Below are 15,851 nucleotides of genomic sequence, written 5' to 3' on the forward strand. Positions count from 1 at the left end.
GACGCCGGCGGCCCGCTCACGCCGGCGGGATGTTGTAGTTGAGCCTGAATACGTTGCGCGGATCGCGCTCGCGCTTGAGCGCGCGCAGCCGCGCGAAATCCGCCGCGCCGAACGCGCTGCCGACCAGTTCGACGCTGCTCTCGTGGCCATAGATGAAATTGAGCGAGCGGCCGAGCGCGCGCGGCCGCAGCGCGTCGTAAAACGGCTGGTGGCGCGCGGCCGCAGCCGGCGCGTCGGCCGCGCCGACGGGCGACAGCACCCGCGCGACATAGCGCGCGCCGCGATGCCCGACCGCGTTCGCGACCTGCGGCGCGCGTCCCGCCGCGCCGCCGAGATGGCGGATGTCCACCACGCACATCGGCCAACCGGGCGGCGCGGCGACCTCGGCCGCCGCCCGCAGGATCGCGTGATCGAGGTCGTCGATCAGCAGGTTGTTGCCGTAGTACGCATGCGGCATCGGTGGATCGTCGTAGATGCCGCCCGCTTCAAGAAACGAACGCTCGCGCACCGTGTCGATCAGGCGTGTGCCCAGCGCCCTGAACGGCGCCACCAGCCACTCGCCGACGGCCGGCGGCGCGCCGCACGCGAAACGGACATGCGCGACGAAGCGGCCGCGCAGGGGCGCCGCGAAGGCCGCCAGGTCCGGATAGGCGCACAGCCCGACGGACGCGGTCATCTCCTCTGGCGCCGTGCGGGTCCAGTCGGCGAAGCACGCGAGCACGTCGTCGATGTACGCGGTATCGAAAACCATCCCGCCGCCGAACAGCGTCGCGCGCGGCACGAGCGCGACCTCCATGCGCGTCACGACGCCGAAATTGGCGCCCGCGCCACACACCGCCCAGAACAGCTCGGGGTCGTCCGTCGCGCTGATCCGCCGCAGCTCGCCGTCCGCGGTCACGAGCTCGACCCATCTGACGTGATCGGCCGTATATCCGTACTGGCGCGCCAGGATGCCCATCCCGCCGCCCAGCGTGTAGCCGATCGCGCCCACGTCGGGCGCCGAGCCGCTGAGCGGCGCGAGTCCGTGCGGCACCGCCGCGGCGATCACCTGTTCCCAGCGCGCACCCGCGTCGATCTGCGCGGTCCGCGCGAGCGGATCGATGACCACACCGCTCATGCGCGCCGTGTTGATCAGCACGCCGCGTTCCGTAGTTCGCGGCCGGCCGTGTCCGGTCGCCTGCACCCCGACCGGCAGGTCGTCGCGCAGCGCCTGAAGGACGCCATCGCGCACTTGCGCCGCGTGCGTCGCGCAGGCGATCAGCGCCGGCCGGTAATGGAAGCCCGTCTGGAACCCGGCCATCGCTTCGACGAACGCCTTGCTGCCCGGCACGAGAAACGTGCTTGGGTTCCGCTCGTCCTGAAGCGCGCTTGCCGATTGCAGTGGTTCACTCATGTCGTCGCTCCGAGGTGCGCGGCGCGCGCGGCGTCAGCCGCGGATCACCGTCTTCGCCCGCATCAGGAAATCCGCCAGGTAGCCGTCGTGCGGCATGCCGGTGCCGGTCCAGTAGGTCGGGTGATCGCCGATATGGACATTGCTGATGGTGGGTTCCTCGACCAGCGCGTCGATCAGGCTCGCATCGTCCGTCAGCACGGTCAGCACCAGCGTGTCGCGCAGCGGCGCGAGTCCGTCTTCACGCGACCACGGTGCGATCCACACGCACGGGAACGGCAACTCCGTACCCATCGCCTCTGCGTTCGGATCGTCGAGCTGATGCACGGCCGGTCGCAGCACGGCGCTGCCGTCGCCGAGGTCGTGGAGCAGGTCCTTGCCGCCCAGCCACGCGCGCGCGCCGGCGGCTTTCGCCTCGACGTGCTTCGCGAGCGTACGCGCGGCGCCCAGCGGCTGTACCGGCAACGCCGCGTGCTCGTGCTCGGGCGGCAGGTTTGGCAGCGTCGCCAGCCGTTCGGCGAGTGCGCGAGCGAGCGGCGTCGGGTCGCCCTCGACCAGCACGGCCGTCGCGTTCACGCAGCCGGTGCCGCCGTGGTGGCTGATCGAATCGACGATCAGGTCGAGGTGCGTGTGCCAGTCGACGTTCGCCGTGATGAGGATCTTCGAGCGCCCGGGACGCAGCGACAGGACCTTCGGATCGTTGGCGTACTGCCGGATGATCTCGTCGCTGCCGTAGGCCAGGTCCGCGCCGCGCAGCATCGCCTGCGCGGCGTCGTGCTCCGACGGCAGCAGCATCACCTGGTCGTTGCCGAAACCTGCCTCGCGCAGCGCCGCGACCAGCCGGAACGGCGTGAACGGTTCGCGCCGCGACGGGCGAATCGCCACGCGATAGCCGAACGCCAGCGCTTCCGGCCAGATCGTGTGCGTGCCCGGATGATTACCGGCGGCGTGCACCGACAGCACGTTGCCGCGCCGCGCCCAGACGCCGCGCCCCGTGCGCGTGAGCGGATGGCGCCAGTCGATCACGGCGCCCGCCGGGCGCGCATGCTCGATGCTCGCGAAGATCTGCGCGGTACGCTGCGCGAGCACCTGCGTCGCAGCCCGCACCACCGGCGCGGGAATGCCGCCCACCCGGCTCACGAGCCGCTCGTGCTCCGCGATCGACAAACCGCCCGGCGTTCCCGTCGCGAACAGCGCGCCGGCCTGCGCGATCGCGCGCACCCGCGCGTCGACCGGCATCGGCGCGGCCTTGCGCAGGCTCGTCATCGCCCAGCCGACCATCACCGGCGGCACGATGCCCAGGTCGGCCACCACGTCGCCGGACACATCCTCGATCGCGAGGTGCTGCTGCGCGCCATGCAGTCCGTCCGGCCCCATCGGCGACAGCATCGGCCGAACGGCGGTCAAGGTTTGGGTTGCGGTTTCCAGCATCAGTAAACCCCTTCGATCACGGCTTCGCTCTCGAAGCGCGCGACGGGCGCGATGTTTGCGACTGCGTCGCCGATTCGGCCGTGGCGCGGCGCGATACGGGTCGCGAGATCGCGCTCGAGATTGTTCGGCAGAAACATCGCCCGGCTGACATGGGTCGTCACCACACGTCCGCGTTCGCCGTACGGCACCGGTTCGCGCGTGTCCGGATCGACGACCGCAAACGTCACGTACGGCGCGCTGGTGTCGAACACGCAGGTGTCCGAATCGTCGTGATTCGCGCGCTCGCCGGCGACCCCGAGAATCATCGTGTTGCCGTAGTGCCCGTAGAGCTTGAGCGACGGGAAGATGCTGTGCTGATACAGCGCGCGCGTCTCCGGGTCGAGCTGCGTGCCGCCCCAGCGAATCGCCCGCACCTTGCGATTGACCAGCTCGATCAGCTCCTCCCGGCGCACGACCCGCTCCAGCAGCGGCGGCGTGATCGTCAGCACGCCGATGTCCTGCGTCTTGAGGATATCGGCCGCCTGGTCGACGACGTGCTCCGCGTAGGCATCCGCCTCCGCGCCCTTGCCGGCCGCGATCAGCTTCTTGACCCAGCGCGGATCGACGTCCAGCGTCAGCCCGCGCACGCCGTAGGTCGTCGCCGATTCCTGAAACAGCCGTCCGACGAAATGCGGCCCCGACGGCGTGAAGCCCAGCCAGTTGGTGCCGCGCGGAAACGCGTGCTCGGCCAGATTCGCGTTACTCCACGCGACCATGTAATCGAGCCACTCGCGCATGCACACCACGCGCTTCGGCTTGCCGGTCGTGCCACCGCTCTCGAAGATGCCCGCCAGGTCCGGTCGGTCGCCATAGCCGCGCGGAATCAGGTCCTCGACGGGCGTCGTGCGCCATTCGCTCGCGACGTCGGGAAACAGGCGCAGGTCCGCGAAGCCATGCACGTCGTGCAACGGATCGAAATCGAGGCTGCGCGCGCGCTTGAGCCAGAACGGCGTCCCGGTCCGTTCGCTGAAATGCCACTGCATCGCGGCGCGCACCAGCTCGTCGGGATCGGGCGAAAACGCCGTCGACAGCTCGAGTACGTCGTGTGCCATCAGCGTGTCTCCTTCGTAGCCGCTTCGGCCAGCCAGTGAAGCGTCCGGTTCTGTTCGACCAGTGCCTCGACGTCGAACGTCACACGCGTGCTCGGCGGGTAGCCGATCAGCTCCAGCGCGCGATTCGGCGGCAGCGGCTGACGGATCGCGTCGGGCGAATCCCACAGCACCACCGCACCCCACAGGTTGTTCGCGGGATCCGAGATCCAGGCCTTCGAGCGCATGCCCTGGATCGCCTCCCACGGCGCAACACCTTCCTCCTTCAGGTATTCACGCAGCGATTCGATGGTCTGACTCGATTGATCCAGGTTCCACCAGCTGATCGTCGCTTTCATTTGACAAGTATCCTTTTCAGATTCGCGCTCAAGATGTCCACACCGCGCTGGGTCAGCAGCGACTCCGCATGGAACTGGATCGACGAGAAGTACCGGCCGCGCAGTCCATGCACCTCGCCCGACTCGACATCCCGGCAAACCGAGATCGGCGTGCCGTCCGCCAGCGCGAACACGTCGTGATCGCACTTCGCCGAATAGGTGTTGTAGAAGCCGACCCGTTCGCGGTCGCCGAAATAGTCGATCTCGCGCTGCACACCCTGATTGGGGATCGCGCGCTGCGCGATCTCGAGTCCCAGCTCCAGGCACAGGATCTGGTGGCTCAGGCAGACCGCGAAAAACGGGATCTGCTTGCGCAGCAGATGACCGATCGTGCTGCGCATGTTCGCGATGCGCCGGTCCTGCGTGCTTCGCGGGTCGCCCGGCCCGGGCCCCATCACGACCAGGTCCCAGTCGCGCTCGAACGCGTCGCGTTCCTCGCAACCGCAGGTCGTCACGTCGAGGCCGACGGCCGACAGCTGCTGGGACAGCATCGCGGTGAACGCGTCCTCCGCATCGATCATCAACACCTGGCGGCCGCGCAATTCCGGATCCGGGCGAATCCGCTCTTCGGCGCCGGCCAGCCAGAACCCGGAGATCCCTTCATTGCGCTGGTTCAGCGCCGCGCAGACGCGCGACTCCGCACCGAGCCGCTGCCGGCCGCCCTGGCCGAGCGCGGCCAGGAGTGCCATCGCCTTGGCGCGCGTCTCCGACGCCTCCGAGCGCGGATCGGAATGTCGGACGATCGTCGACCCGACGCCGATGCGTGCGCGGCCGTGCACGTCGATGTCGGCGGTGCGGATCTGGATCGCCGAGTCGATCGAGAAGCGCGCGTCGGCGTCCCGGCCGATCAGCGCCACGACGCCACCGTAGTAGCCCCGACCCGCGGGCTCGTGCTTCGCGATCACGCGGCAGGCGTTCTCGATCGGACTGCCGGTGACGGTCGGGGCGAACAGCGTATGCAGCAGGATCTCGCGCGGATCGCTCGACGTATGCCCTTCGATGAAATACTCCGTGTGCGCGAGCCGCGACATTTCCTTCAGATACGGACCGATGACCCTGCCGCCCTGCGGGCAGAAGTGCGCCATCATCTTCAGTTCCTCGTCGACGACCATGTACAGCTCGTCCTTCTCCTTCGGATCGGACAGGAACGCCATCACGCCGTCGAGCGTCGGGCCCGACGCCGGGTAGCGGTAGGTGCCGCTGATCGGATTCATCGTGACGACGCCGCCGCGCAGGCTGATGTGCCGCTCGGGGCTCGCGCCGATGAAGGTGCGGTCGCCCGTGTGCACGATGAAGGTCCAATGCGCGCCGACCTCCTGCTCCACCAGCCGGCGAAACGCGGCCAGCGCCACCCGCGTCGAGTAGCCGCTCAGCTCGGTCACGAACGTGCGCCGGATCACGAAGTTCGAGCCCTCGCCGCGCCCGATCTCGTCGGCGATGACCTCGCGCACGATCGCCGCGTACGCGTCGTCGTCGATGTCGAATTCACCGTGCCCGGTGACGACCGCCGCGTCCGGCAGGCGCTTGAGCGCCTCGGCGACATCGACGTGCTCACGCCGCCGGACCGTCATGGCTCGCAGGCGTTCGCCGTCGTCGCGGCACGCGAAGCGGCGCTCGCGCAGTTGGCAGTACGGTACGAGCAACAGCACCTCGTCCCCGGCGTCCCCGCCATCCGGCAGCGGGACGGACGCAAGGGTCTCGTACTGTTTCAGGTCGCCCGCCAGCACGTCGAGCGTGCCGCCGCAGTCGGGATCCGAACGCAGGAGCAACGCGAACGCGCCGTGGTTCGCATGGCCGGACACGATGTCGTCTAGCAGCGATGAGTTCACGCAATGACCTCCCCGGTGGTGAGCACGACCGCGCAGCAACTGGCCGCGTAACGAAGCGCCATCAGATGGCGGTCGAGCGAGAAATCCGCGATCGCGTCGGCGACCAGGAAGGTCTCGATGTCGTTCGAATAGGATTCGATCACCGTCGTCAGCACACCGATGTGCGCATAGACGCCGCAGACGATCAGCTGGTCACGCCCCGCGTCGCGCATGCGCTGCAAGAGATTCGACTTGAAGAACGCGCTGTAGCGCCACTTGGTCAGAACCCAGTCGTCCGGCTCGGGCGTCAGGCCGTCCACGATGTTGCGATCCTCGGGCGCCACCTGCATGCCGGGGCCCCAGAAGTCGTTCAACAAGCCCCGCTGCTCCTGGGTCATCCCGCCTGGCTGCGCGGTATAGGCGATCGGCACGCCGGCCGCACGGCAGTGGCGCAGAATGGCCGCCGCGTTGTCGACCAGCGCGGCGCCGGCGCCCGCCGATGGAATGCGGTGGACAAAGAAGCGCTGCAGGTCGTGCAGCAGCAGCACGGCGCGGCGCGGATCGATCCGCCATTGCGCGATATTGACCGGCAACTGCGACGCAACCGGCATCGCATACGATTCGATCACGGGAATCCCGGGCCGGCTTGCCTGCCCCGCGAGCGGCGCATCCGCCGTCGCGGCCGCGGCTTTGGGCCGCGCGGCGGCCAGCGCCTCCAGGTACTGCACCAGTGCGTCGAGCCGGGCGCCGTCGGGCGCCGCGCGATCCGATGCGTCGCCCGCGTCGCGGCGTCCGTGCGTATCGACGCGCGCGCCGACGGGCCGCGCGCCCAACATCTGCTCGATACGCGCCTCGACCGCCTCGACCAGGCCCTCGGGCACGCGCCGGACGAACGCGTCGGAAGACGGTGCGATCACGATCACCGGCGCCGCGTCGTGCGCAGCGCGCGTGGAGGGATCGAGCAGCTTCGACAGCGCGTCCAGCCCGTTTTGTGCGCGCGCCTCCCATGTCGCCAGCGTGTCGCGGCCGCGCACCCCGGCCCGCGTGCCGTAGATGTTGCAGAATCCCGACTCGCGCAGCATCTGTTCCTCGACCAGCGCGATGTCGAAACCGTTCGCTTCCAGCGTCGCACAGATATGCTCCCGTGCCGGGGCCGCCTGCCCGTGCACCTCGACGACGATTTGCCGGACCTTCGCCCAGTCGTGCGCGTCGATGCCGTCGAAAATCGCCTCCTCGCACTTCTCCGCGTCGATCTTGAGCAGGTCGATGTGGTCGATACCCAGCTCGCGAATCACGCTGGAAAGTGAACGCAGCTTGCAGTCGTAGGTCTGCTGCTCGAACCGGTGTTCGAGCAACGCATCGACATACCCGCTGACATCGCGGCCACGCAACCGATCATCGGCAGCGAGCTCGTTCGACACGATGGCCCTGAGCGCCGCGCGGTCCGCGTCGTCGGCATGGAATCCGGAGAACACCGACGATTGCGGATAGAACGTGAAGGTCGCGTCGCGGTCGGCCTCCGCCACGCCGGCCTCGATCGCGGTCGCGCCGGGCGCATGACGTTCGAGATTGGCGCGCAGCGCGCGGAAAGTCACCGGAGACGGCTCGAACGCATAGATCCTCGCCCCCTCGCAATGCCGGCTGACGAACAGCGAGAACATGCCGATGTTGGCGCCGATGTCGAACACGACGTCGCCATCGTGCAGTTCGATGCCGTTCTTCAGGTAGGTCTGTTCGACAAAGATCTCGTTGTACAGGTAGCGGCTCTCGTACGCCTTCAGATGCGCGATCTCCATTCCGTTCGGCAATCTGTAGTACTCAATGTCGCCGGCATCCGCAGTCGACCGGGGCGCCTCGGCGCGCAGCGGCGCGACGTCGACCAGGTCCTCGACGCGCACCAGCACGAAGCGATGCGCGCGATCGCCCGCATCCTGTCCGTCGTGCTCCGCGCGAAGCGCATCGAACGCCGCGCCGAGCGGCGCGACGATGACCTCCCGGTGCGCGCCGGCGCGCGCGGCGTCGGCCAGGAGCCGGGTTTGCAGGAGGTCATGGTCGAAGTTCGAACAGATGACCCAGTGTTCTTTCTCGGCAATTGAGGCTGTCACGTCTGTCTCCGATTGCTGCGCCACGCGCTTGAATACCGCGGACAGGGTCCGCACGATTCATCGGGCATACGGGGGTACCGGGCGGCGTGGATGCGCCGCCCCGTAATTCGTCGATCCGCTCGGCGTGCTTGCGTGCGCGCCTGCTTCAAGTCGCGATCAATCGTGTGTTCGATCCGATCGCGCTCCGCGTTATGCGGATCGCATGTGGGTGAGCCAACAACGACTTCATCATTGCATGGCGACCTCGTCGCGTGCGCAGCGCCGCGCCGGCCACACTATGAATTTCGATAGGGGGTGGTCATTCACGGCCGCGTACGCGCACATTTCGACGCGTCGTCACATGCATGACATCCGCTTGATTCATCGCGTCGCCCCATCGCGATGCGTGTCTTGTTTCTCCTGTAGCCATTGATAGGTAGACGCGACTGCGAGACGCCCCCGTCTGCACGAATGGCTGGCACAGTGCGGAACTGCCATTCCGGAACCGATACTCGTACAGCCCGTCAGGTGTGCGTATCTTTAGGTAAATCGTCGAGGAGCGCAGCATGGATATGTGGTCGCCTGAGAGAAAGAGCGCAATTCGTCTTCCCGCCCCCGCGGAGATAGCCGCCGCGCTTCCCGACTTGTCGCGCGCGCGCGCCGTGGTCGAACGTGGGCGCAGGGCCATCGAGGCCATACTCGACGGACGCGACACGCGCCTTGTCGTCGTGGTCGGGCCTTGCTCCATTCACGACCCGCGCGCCGCGCTGGAGTACGCGGCGCATCTCGCGCAGGCACGCATGCGTTTCTGCAACCATCTGGAAATCGTGATGCGCGCCTATTTCGAGAAGCCGCGCACGACCGTCGGCTGGAAAGGCTTGATCAACGATCCGCATCTCGACGGCAGTTGCCGGATAGAGATCGGCCTCACGGTCGCGCGCGCGCTGCTGAACGAAATAAATCTGCTGGGCGTGCCGACGGCGACCGAATTCCTGGACCCGTTTACGCCGGTCTATCTGTCCGATCTGGTTGCGTGGGCAGCCATCGGCGCGCGCACCACCGAGTCGCAGACGCACCGGGAGCTCGCGTCGGGCCTGCCCATGCCGGTCGGCTTCAAGAACGGCACGGACGGGAACGTCCAGATCGCCGTGGATGCGATCATCGCCGCGGCGCGCGCGCATCACTTCATGTCGATCGATGCGCACGGCGCGGTCAGTACCGTCTCGTCGCGCGGCAATCCGTACGGACACGTGGTGCTGCGAGGCGGAAAACAACCCAACTTCGATACCGCGAACATCCGCGAGGTGCACGCGCTGCTGTCGAGCGCCAACGTGAAACCGCGTCTGTTCGTCGATGCGAGCCATGGAAACAGCCAGCGCCAGTACCGCAATCAGATCCCGGTCTGCGAGGACATCGCCATGCAGATCGCGTCCGGCAGTCGGCATATCGCAGGCGTGATGATCGAATCGCACCTTGTCGAAGGTCGTCAGGATCCCGGCAACGGCAAGGCGCTTGAATACGGCAAGAGCATCACGGATGCGTGCCTGTCATGGCCGGACACCGAACGCGTGCTGGAGCAGCTGGCCGGCGCAGTCGGCACGCGCCGGCCGGCGCACGCAATCCGGGACGACAGCTTGCACGCGGGCCGCCAGTCGAGCGGCGAGATCAGCGTGTGACGAACGCGGTACGCTGACGGCCGCGCGGTCGGATACGCGGCCGTCACGCGCACCACGCGGACGCCGGCCACCCATCGCGCCCCGCGCTGCGGTGCCCGCGCATCGCTCGAGCGCGTGGGCGCCGATTCGCGCATTGCGGAATGCGTCGGATATCGCTCGCCGGCCAAATGCCGGATGGGGTCCGTTCGACTCCGCTCCGGAGCAACGGAGCATGGCCCGGCAACGCGCGCGCCCATGCTCTCCGTTCCTGATGTCCTGATGAATGGACCCAGCTATCTACGCCGCTGGATCCTCTCATCCGCGCATCGTGCGCGACCGCCGCCCGCGGCTATCTCCGGGCCGCACTCATCCAATCAGGCCCAGACGCCGCGCGTGATCCGTCGCCTGAATCTTCGTCGACACGCCCAGTTTGCGCTTCGCGTTCTGCAAGTGGAACTGTACGGTGGCGCCCGTCACGCCCAGGATGGCGGACAGCTCGATCACGGTCTTGCCGGCCGCGCTCCACTTCAGTACCTCGATCTCGCGCGGCGACAGTTGCGTCCTGTTGCGGGTCGCGTCCGAGTTGTCGATCAGATCCTGCATCTTCGAGATGAAGAACTCGGTCAGCAGCAAAAGATACGGCTGCAGTTCCGCGGCCTCGGCCATCGTGACCGGCTCGCCGTTGCGGGCGAGCGACAGCATCATGAAGATGCCCCCCCTCGCCCACCCGGGTTGCGACAGCCCCGCCTTCAACCCGAACTGCTGCGCTTCGGCCCAGAGGTGAGGCGTCTTGCGAAACATTGCGTCGCCCCATATGACCAGGCTGCGACTGCGCGCGCCGATCCGGATGGTCGGATCGATCGCCGCGTAATTCCTCTGCACGTAGCGATCGAGCCACGCCTGCGGATAATTGGAGACGATTCTCACTTCATCCTGCGACGTGACGATCATCCCTTTCGCGCCGCCGGCCACGTAGTCGAATCCCAGGTGATTCCCGAAACGGATCATCTGGTGCAGCAGATTTTTCTCCGTTACGACCTGACCAAAGCCGGCGAACACATCGCGCCACCACATCGTTAGATCGATATTCATTTCTCAGCGCTCCAAACTTTCGATATCGACCCCCGCCCCTTCGGTTGCGGCTAACGAAAGTTTGTTGTGAATGGGTATCGGCGCGCGAACCGTTCGTCATCGTGGACGAAGCTGGCATCGTCGCGGTGAGAAACACGTGAAGCAGGCCGTCGCCGACCGGCCGTTTCAGGAAAACGGCACCGTCGCCGCGCGGCGCACGTCACGGCATCAGGTCGTCTCCACCCGGCAGCACGCGGCGTGCGCCTGAACGGGACGATCTCGGTCGGGCGGCTTCGCGCTCGGGTCGAGCATCTCATGCGGATCGGCAGGACTCGGTTTCATCATCGCCAGATGTCAGATCAAGGTTGAGGAAAAACACGATGGAGCAACCCGCCCGCAAGAGCCAGCCAGTGGCTGATCCTCACTCGCGACGGTCAGCGCGCACGAACAATCGGCAACGCGTGCGGAGCATACGGAAACGCGTCCTGATGTGGGATCGGGCCGGTCGAATGGTGCTGCGCTTTATGTGATGCGCATGAATCGCGCGCATCCTCGCACCGATTCGATGAATGGAGATTCGATAAATGGGGGCGTGATTCGGAATCGATTATTTCCTATCCTGATTCCCAGAATCCGGGCATCTGTTGCGAATCCGCCAAAGCCCGAATTCTTTCATGTATATAACAAATGCCTGCCACCTCCGCGTGAAGCCCAGCGAATCAACCTCATCAAAACAGACCATCCCTCGTTACCAACACCAGAATTGATTAAATAGAATCAATCACATCCATCGTGCAGCACACCGACCACCCCGTTGACGAGGTAATTCAGTCGCTCACGCGACGATTAGGTCGGAAATTCGACAGTCCGACGTAAGTTCACTAATTTTCCGGGAAAGAACCAGTTTTTATATCGGGTCAGAGCTTCTGCCCGTTATTTACTTATCTGTTTTTCAAATAAAAGAGCGGCTTGCTTCAGATCAAGCCGGATAATACGTTTCTTTAGGTTGCAAAAAAATGAAATAGAGTAATCAGTCGAATTGTCCGCATCATTCTCGCGGTATTACCCAGATCGAACCAACATCCTCGATTGAACACGCGATTGTCAGATATCGGCGCTTCGATTCCGCACCGGGCCGACGGAGATTCGACTGTCCGAAAAACGGCATGGCGCGCACGGGTGGCCCTCGCCAGGACGCGATGCGGCCAGCCGGATTCGGTGGTGCCGGCATCGAATCACCGAAGGGCGCTGTCACGTTATCCCGCGATCGTTGACGTGACAGACCCGATTTGTGAACGCCAATACATGCTCGTAACGTCACGGCCGTGCGAACTTCAACAGCCTGCCGGCACGTCACGATTGCTCGGACGGACTCGGCTGCCGCCCTTTGCTTGCGAACGGCCCGGTTGTGATCGTCCGCTGCAGCAGGCTCTTGCGCATCGACAGAATCTCGTTCAAAAGCCCGGAGCCGCGATACAGCAAAGAAGTCTCGTGACGCGCATACGCTCCCGAGCGCACTGCGCTGAGCCAGTTGAACGAACCGACGCAATAAATCGCTTCGTCGCCGATGACGACCTTGCTGTGAACTCGTCCCACAAACGTCACCGCGATTCCAGCCTCCCGAAACACCTCCGTGTCGGCGAGCAGGCGCTCGCGCTTACGCCCGGCCTCGGGACCGCTATCGCCGATATTGAGCTGCGGATCCGTGTAGATCTCGACGTCGACACCGCGATCGACCGCTTCGCACATCGCATCGAACGCGCCGGTATCCTTCGCCCGATCGAGCCGCAGCCACGGCGTCACGATCTGAATGGAAACCTCGACTCGCGACAACGTGTCGAGCAGAAACGCATCGTGACCCGCCGCGTCGCGCAACTGAGAGACCGCCGTGCCGCTCGTTTGCAGATCCGGGCGCAGACGGTGCTCGAACGACAGCGCATTGTCGGAACGACCGAAGAGAAAAGCCCCCAATATGCCGCGCGGGTCGCTCGGCGCGGCCGTCGTGAAGACATCCATGTCGCCGAAAACGAGGAAGCTGTCCTTTGCGCGCGAGACGGCGACGTTGAGCATGCTCGCGCGCCGGTCGATGAAGCGGCCGTCGTCGTGCTTCGAATAGACGGGCGAAAAGATGACGACGTGGCGTTCCGCGCCTTGCAGCGCATGAACGGTGCCGCCCGTCAGTTGACCATCGGCCCGTCCGACTTCGATGCCGAGCTTCTCGCACGCCGCCTGGACAGCCGCGATCTGCGCGGCGAACGGTGACACGATGCCGACGATCCGAGCGAGCGGCGCTTGATATTTCGTTTCCAGCATCGCGCGATTCGCGGCCAGCCACGCCGCGATCGTCTCGGCTTCGAGCAAATTGCGGCGGCTTCCGGTCGGCAGGCTCTCGCAAATGCCGTCGATATGCAAGTACGCCATCGGCGGCAGGCAGTCCGGCGCCTGCGCTTCACATACCGGTGCCGGCCCGCGCCGCGCCAGCAGCTTGCCGCGATAGCAAAGCGTATTGCAGAACGCGATGATCTCGTCATAGCAACGTCGATGCTCGTAGAGATAAAGCCCGCGCTCGAGTTCGGGGTCCGCGTGGTAACGACTCGCATTCTGCGCGACGCGCATCACGCTGCCACTCGCCGCGGCCTTTCCGGTCTCGGCGATCTTCTCGTATCGCGCCGTCTCGCTTTCGCCGGTCACCAGGCCAAGATTCGCGAGATTGCCGAAGTCGACCTGACGCGGAATCGACCAGATCGGCTCGATCTGCTGCGTGTCGCCGATGACGAGCGCCTTGCGTGCCAGTGCAAACGACGCGCCCGCGACTTCGGGCAACACCTGCCCCGCTTCGTCGACGATCAGCAGATCGATGAAGTTATACAGATACTCGCCGCGAAATCCGCCGTCGCCGACGACGAACGTCCGCAGATACTTCGGCAACATCGCGAACGTCGACACCATGCACGGCGTCACCATCATGCGCCGCCGAAAGCGCGGCATCAGCGTCGAAGGGCCCGGGTTGCGCTTTTCCTTCGTCTTCAGGATCGCGGGCATCCACTGCGCCATTTCGAGCAGCCAGCGGCCTTCCCAGTAATGCGTCGTCAACAGAAAGATCCGAAAGCGCAGTTGCGTGTCGGCGATGAGATCGCATTGCGCGAGCGTCCCGTCGTCAACGTCGAGGCCTGCTTCGCGCGCGGCCGTCTGGAAGTCGTCCCGCGCGTTCGACTGCGCAAGCAGGACGGATTCTCCAAGCTCCACCGAAAGCGCCGCGGCATCTCTCAATAGGTCGCATTCCTGAAGACATTCATCGATCGCCACTTCAAACTCCGACATCGTCGCCCCGAGCGAATCAGGCGCAAGCGATTCGTCGCGCAATGCCGTTTTGAGGTGTTCGCGCGCCAATCGGATGCGCTTGCCCGCGACGGGCGGCAGCCATGAAAAGAACGCATAAAACAGTGACTCGCGCGCCCGATAGGACTCCCATTCATCCTTGATCGTCTTCCATCGCCGCGCTCGTGCGCTTGTGTCGGCCGCATCCTTGCGCCTGCGCTTCATTTCGTTCGAGGTATCGCCGCCGAGCTCGTTCGCGACCTCGTCCTCCGCGTCGCGCAACAGATGCCAATTTCCTTCGACGGCCGCGAGCCGTCCGGCCAGCGTCTTCAATTCGTCCTGGAGCCGCGCGACGACTGCGGTGACGGTCGGCTCCGTCATGCCGGGAAACGCGGTCTGCGCGTGCGACAAGTACGCCGTCCTCGCCTGATCGACGTATTCGGGTGTCTCGATCGCGTCGAAGAACGCGTTGGTCTGATACTTCCCGGCCGTCTCCGTTTCGCGTTGCTGCGACGGCAAATAGGCACCGAAGCTCGCGATGCCGGGCAACCACCGACCGCCAAACACCCCATCGCCGTGCGAGAAGTCCTTTCCGAACGCGTCGATGATGTTGGTCACCGCCTGATTGTTGGTCGACGCCGCACACACCACGGGTGGGTCGCCGCCTTCGAGCGCCGCACGCGCCCACAGCGACGCGACGACCGACAACAGCAGCGTCGTCTTGCCCGTGCCGGGCGGACCGTTTACGGCGACGATTTCGCCTTCCTGCGCCGCAAGCACGTGATTGAGCGCCGCACGCTGCGCGTCGACGAGCGCGAATCGGTCGCTCGAATGTCCGAGCCGGTCGGCAAACGACGCGTCGAGCGAAAGGCATGGCTCGATCCCGGCGGCGGCCTCGCGCGCGTAGGTGTCGAAGAGCGGCGTCTCGGGACGTTTGTCGCGCAGATGGTCATATAGCGGCACGATATGGCGCGTCGTGCCTGTGATGACGTTCTTCTTCAGCACGAGCGCGTGATCGACGAGCATGAACTGCTGCGTGCGAGAGACGAATTCACGGCATACAGCATCCGTCATGGTGCGGACGCCGGTGAGATAGGCGGCCCAGCGCTTCGAGAATTCGACAAGCCGCGTACCACTGTCGTCGATCACGTCGGCGGGAGACATGCCCGGCGCGCTGCCTTCTTTCGTCAGGAACGTGTCGAGGTCGTCGACGGTTCCGACCGAAAAAGCGCCCGCTTCGAGCGGCTGCAGGATATCCCTGGGAACAACCGTGTTGCCTTTCGGCAGCAAGCATCCGTCGCGCGACAACAGCGCCTGTGTAACGATCGGCGTAATCAATTCCGGTAATTGTTCAGCAATCGTGCCGTGCTCGACTTTCGCCCGGTAAAGCAACGGGCGATAGACGACTTCGACGAAGCGGGTGTCGTCCGCTTCTCCGGAAAAGAATGCCGTGACAGTATCCTCGTGCAGGAAACCTGTGTGCGCTTCCGTTTCCGATACCGTCCGGTGCACGCCCAGTTCGTCTTTTTTCAGCGCCCCCGTTCCCAACTCGGCGTCGACGAGCGAATTTCTCCAATATGCGGCGTAAGCTTTCGATTTGTCGTGCATGGCTGTTTCGTTCGATGGTTG

Annotated in this window: 9 protein-coding genes; 1 reads left to right on the forward strand and 8 read right to left on the reverse strand. The window is 65.4% G+C overall.

The window, feature by feature from the left end; translation table 11 throughout:
• Window positions 1–16 precede the first annotated feature (16 nt).
• The 6 genes from ACPTTF_RS37475 to ACPTTF_RS37500 are packed head-to-tail and all read right to left on the reverse strand — an operon-like array spanning window position 17 to window position 8,199.
• Complete coding sequence (locus tag ACPTTF_RS37475) at window positions 17–1,393, reverse strand: FAD-binding oxidoreductase (protein WP_423372515.1); 1,377 nt, start codon at window positions 1,391–1,393, stop codon at window positions 17–19.
• A 33-nt stretch (window positions 1,394–1,426) separates the two neighbouring features.
• Window positions 1,427–2,797, reverse strand: coding sequence for an aldehyde dehydrogenase family protein (locus tag ACPTTF_RS37480; RefSeq protein WP_423372516.1), 1,371 nt, complete (start codon window positions 2,795–2,797; stop codon window positions 1,427–1,429).
• A gap of 23 nt (window positions 2,798–2,820) precedes the next feature.
• Window positions 2,821–3,912 carry an AMP-binding protein gene (locus ACPTTF_RS37485; RefSeq protein ID WP_423372517.1) on the reverse strand — a complete coding sequence of 364 codons (1,092 nt, stop codon included), beginning with the start codon at window positions 3,910–3,912 and terminating at the stop codon, window positions 2,821–2,823.
• Window positions 3,912–4,247: a hypothetical protein gene (locus ACPTTF_RS37490; RefSeq protein WP_166958994.1), complete on the reverse strand. Its 336-nt coding sequence runs from the start codon at window positions 4,245–4,247 to the stop codon at window positions 3,912–3,914. The genes ACPTTF_RS37485 and ACPTTF_RS37490 overlap by 1 nt, the downstream gene beginning before the upstream one ends.
• A complete protein-coding gene (locus ACPTTF_RS37495) occupies window positions 4,244–6,115 on the reverse strand; it encodes an anthranilate synthase family protein (RefSeq protein WP_423372518.1) in 1,872 nt (623 codons plus the stop codon). The genes ACPTTF_RS37490 and ACPTTF_RS37495 overlap by 4 nt, the downstream gene beginning before the upstream one ends.
• Complete coding sequence (locus ACPTTF_RS37500; protein WP_423372519.1) at window positions 6,112–8,199, reverse strand: isochorismatase family protein; 2,088 nt, start codon at window positions 8,197–8,199, stop codon at window positions 6,112–6,114. Before ACPTTF_RS37500 ends, ACPTTF_RS37495 begins: the two co-directional genes overlap by 4 nt.
• Before the next feature lie 545 nt (window positions 8,200–8,744).
• Between ACPTTF_RS37500 and ACPTTF_RS37505 the strand changes: the two genes are divergently transcribed.
• Entirely contained in the window at window positions 8,745–9,854 is a 1,110-nt protein-coding gene (locus ACPTTF_RS37505; RefSeq protein ID WP_423372520.1) for a 3-deoxy-7-phosphoheptulonate synthase, read from the forward strand.
• Between the two features lie 345 nt (window positions 9,855–10,199).
• Here the strand turns inward: ACPTTF_RS37505 and ACPTTF_RS37510 are convergent, their stop codons facing one another.
• The gene (locus ACPTTF_RS37510; protein WP_166958988.1) at window positions 10,200–10,925 is read right to left on the reverse strand and encodes an autoinducer binding domain-containing protein; all 726 of its coding nucleotides are present in this window, start codon (window positions 10,923–10,925) and stop codon (window positions 10,200–10,202) included.
• A 1,332-nt stretch (window positions 10,926–12,257) separates the two neighbouring features.
• On the reverse strand, window positions 12,258–15,830 hold the full coding sequence (locus tag ACPTTF_RS37515) for an AAA domain-containing protein (protein WP_423372521.1): 3,573 nt from the start codon (window positions 15,828–15,830) through the stop codon (window positions 12,258–12,260).
• Between the last annotated feature and the right edge of the window lie 21 nt (window positions 15,831–15,851).

The sequence above is a fragment of the Burkholderia crassaminum genome (assembly GCF_964265005.1).
In the GTDB taxonomy this organism is placed as follows: domain Bacteria; phylum Pseudomonadota; class Gammaproteobacteria; order Burkholderiales; family Burkholderiaceae; genus Burkholderia.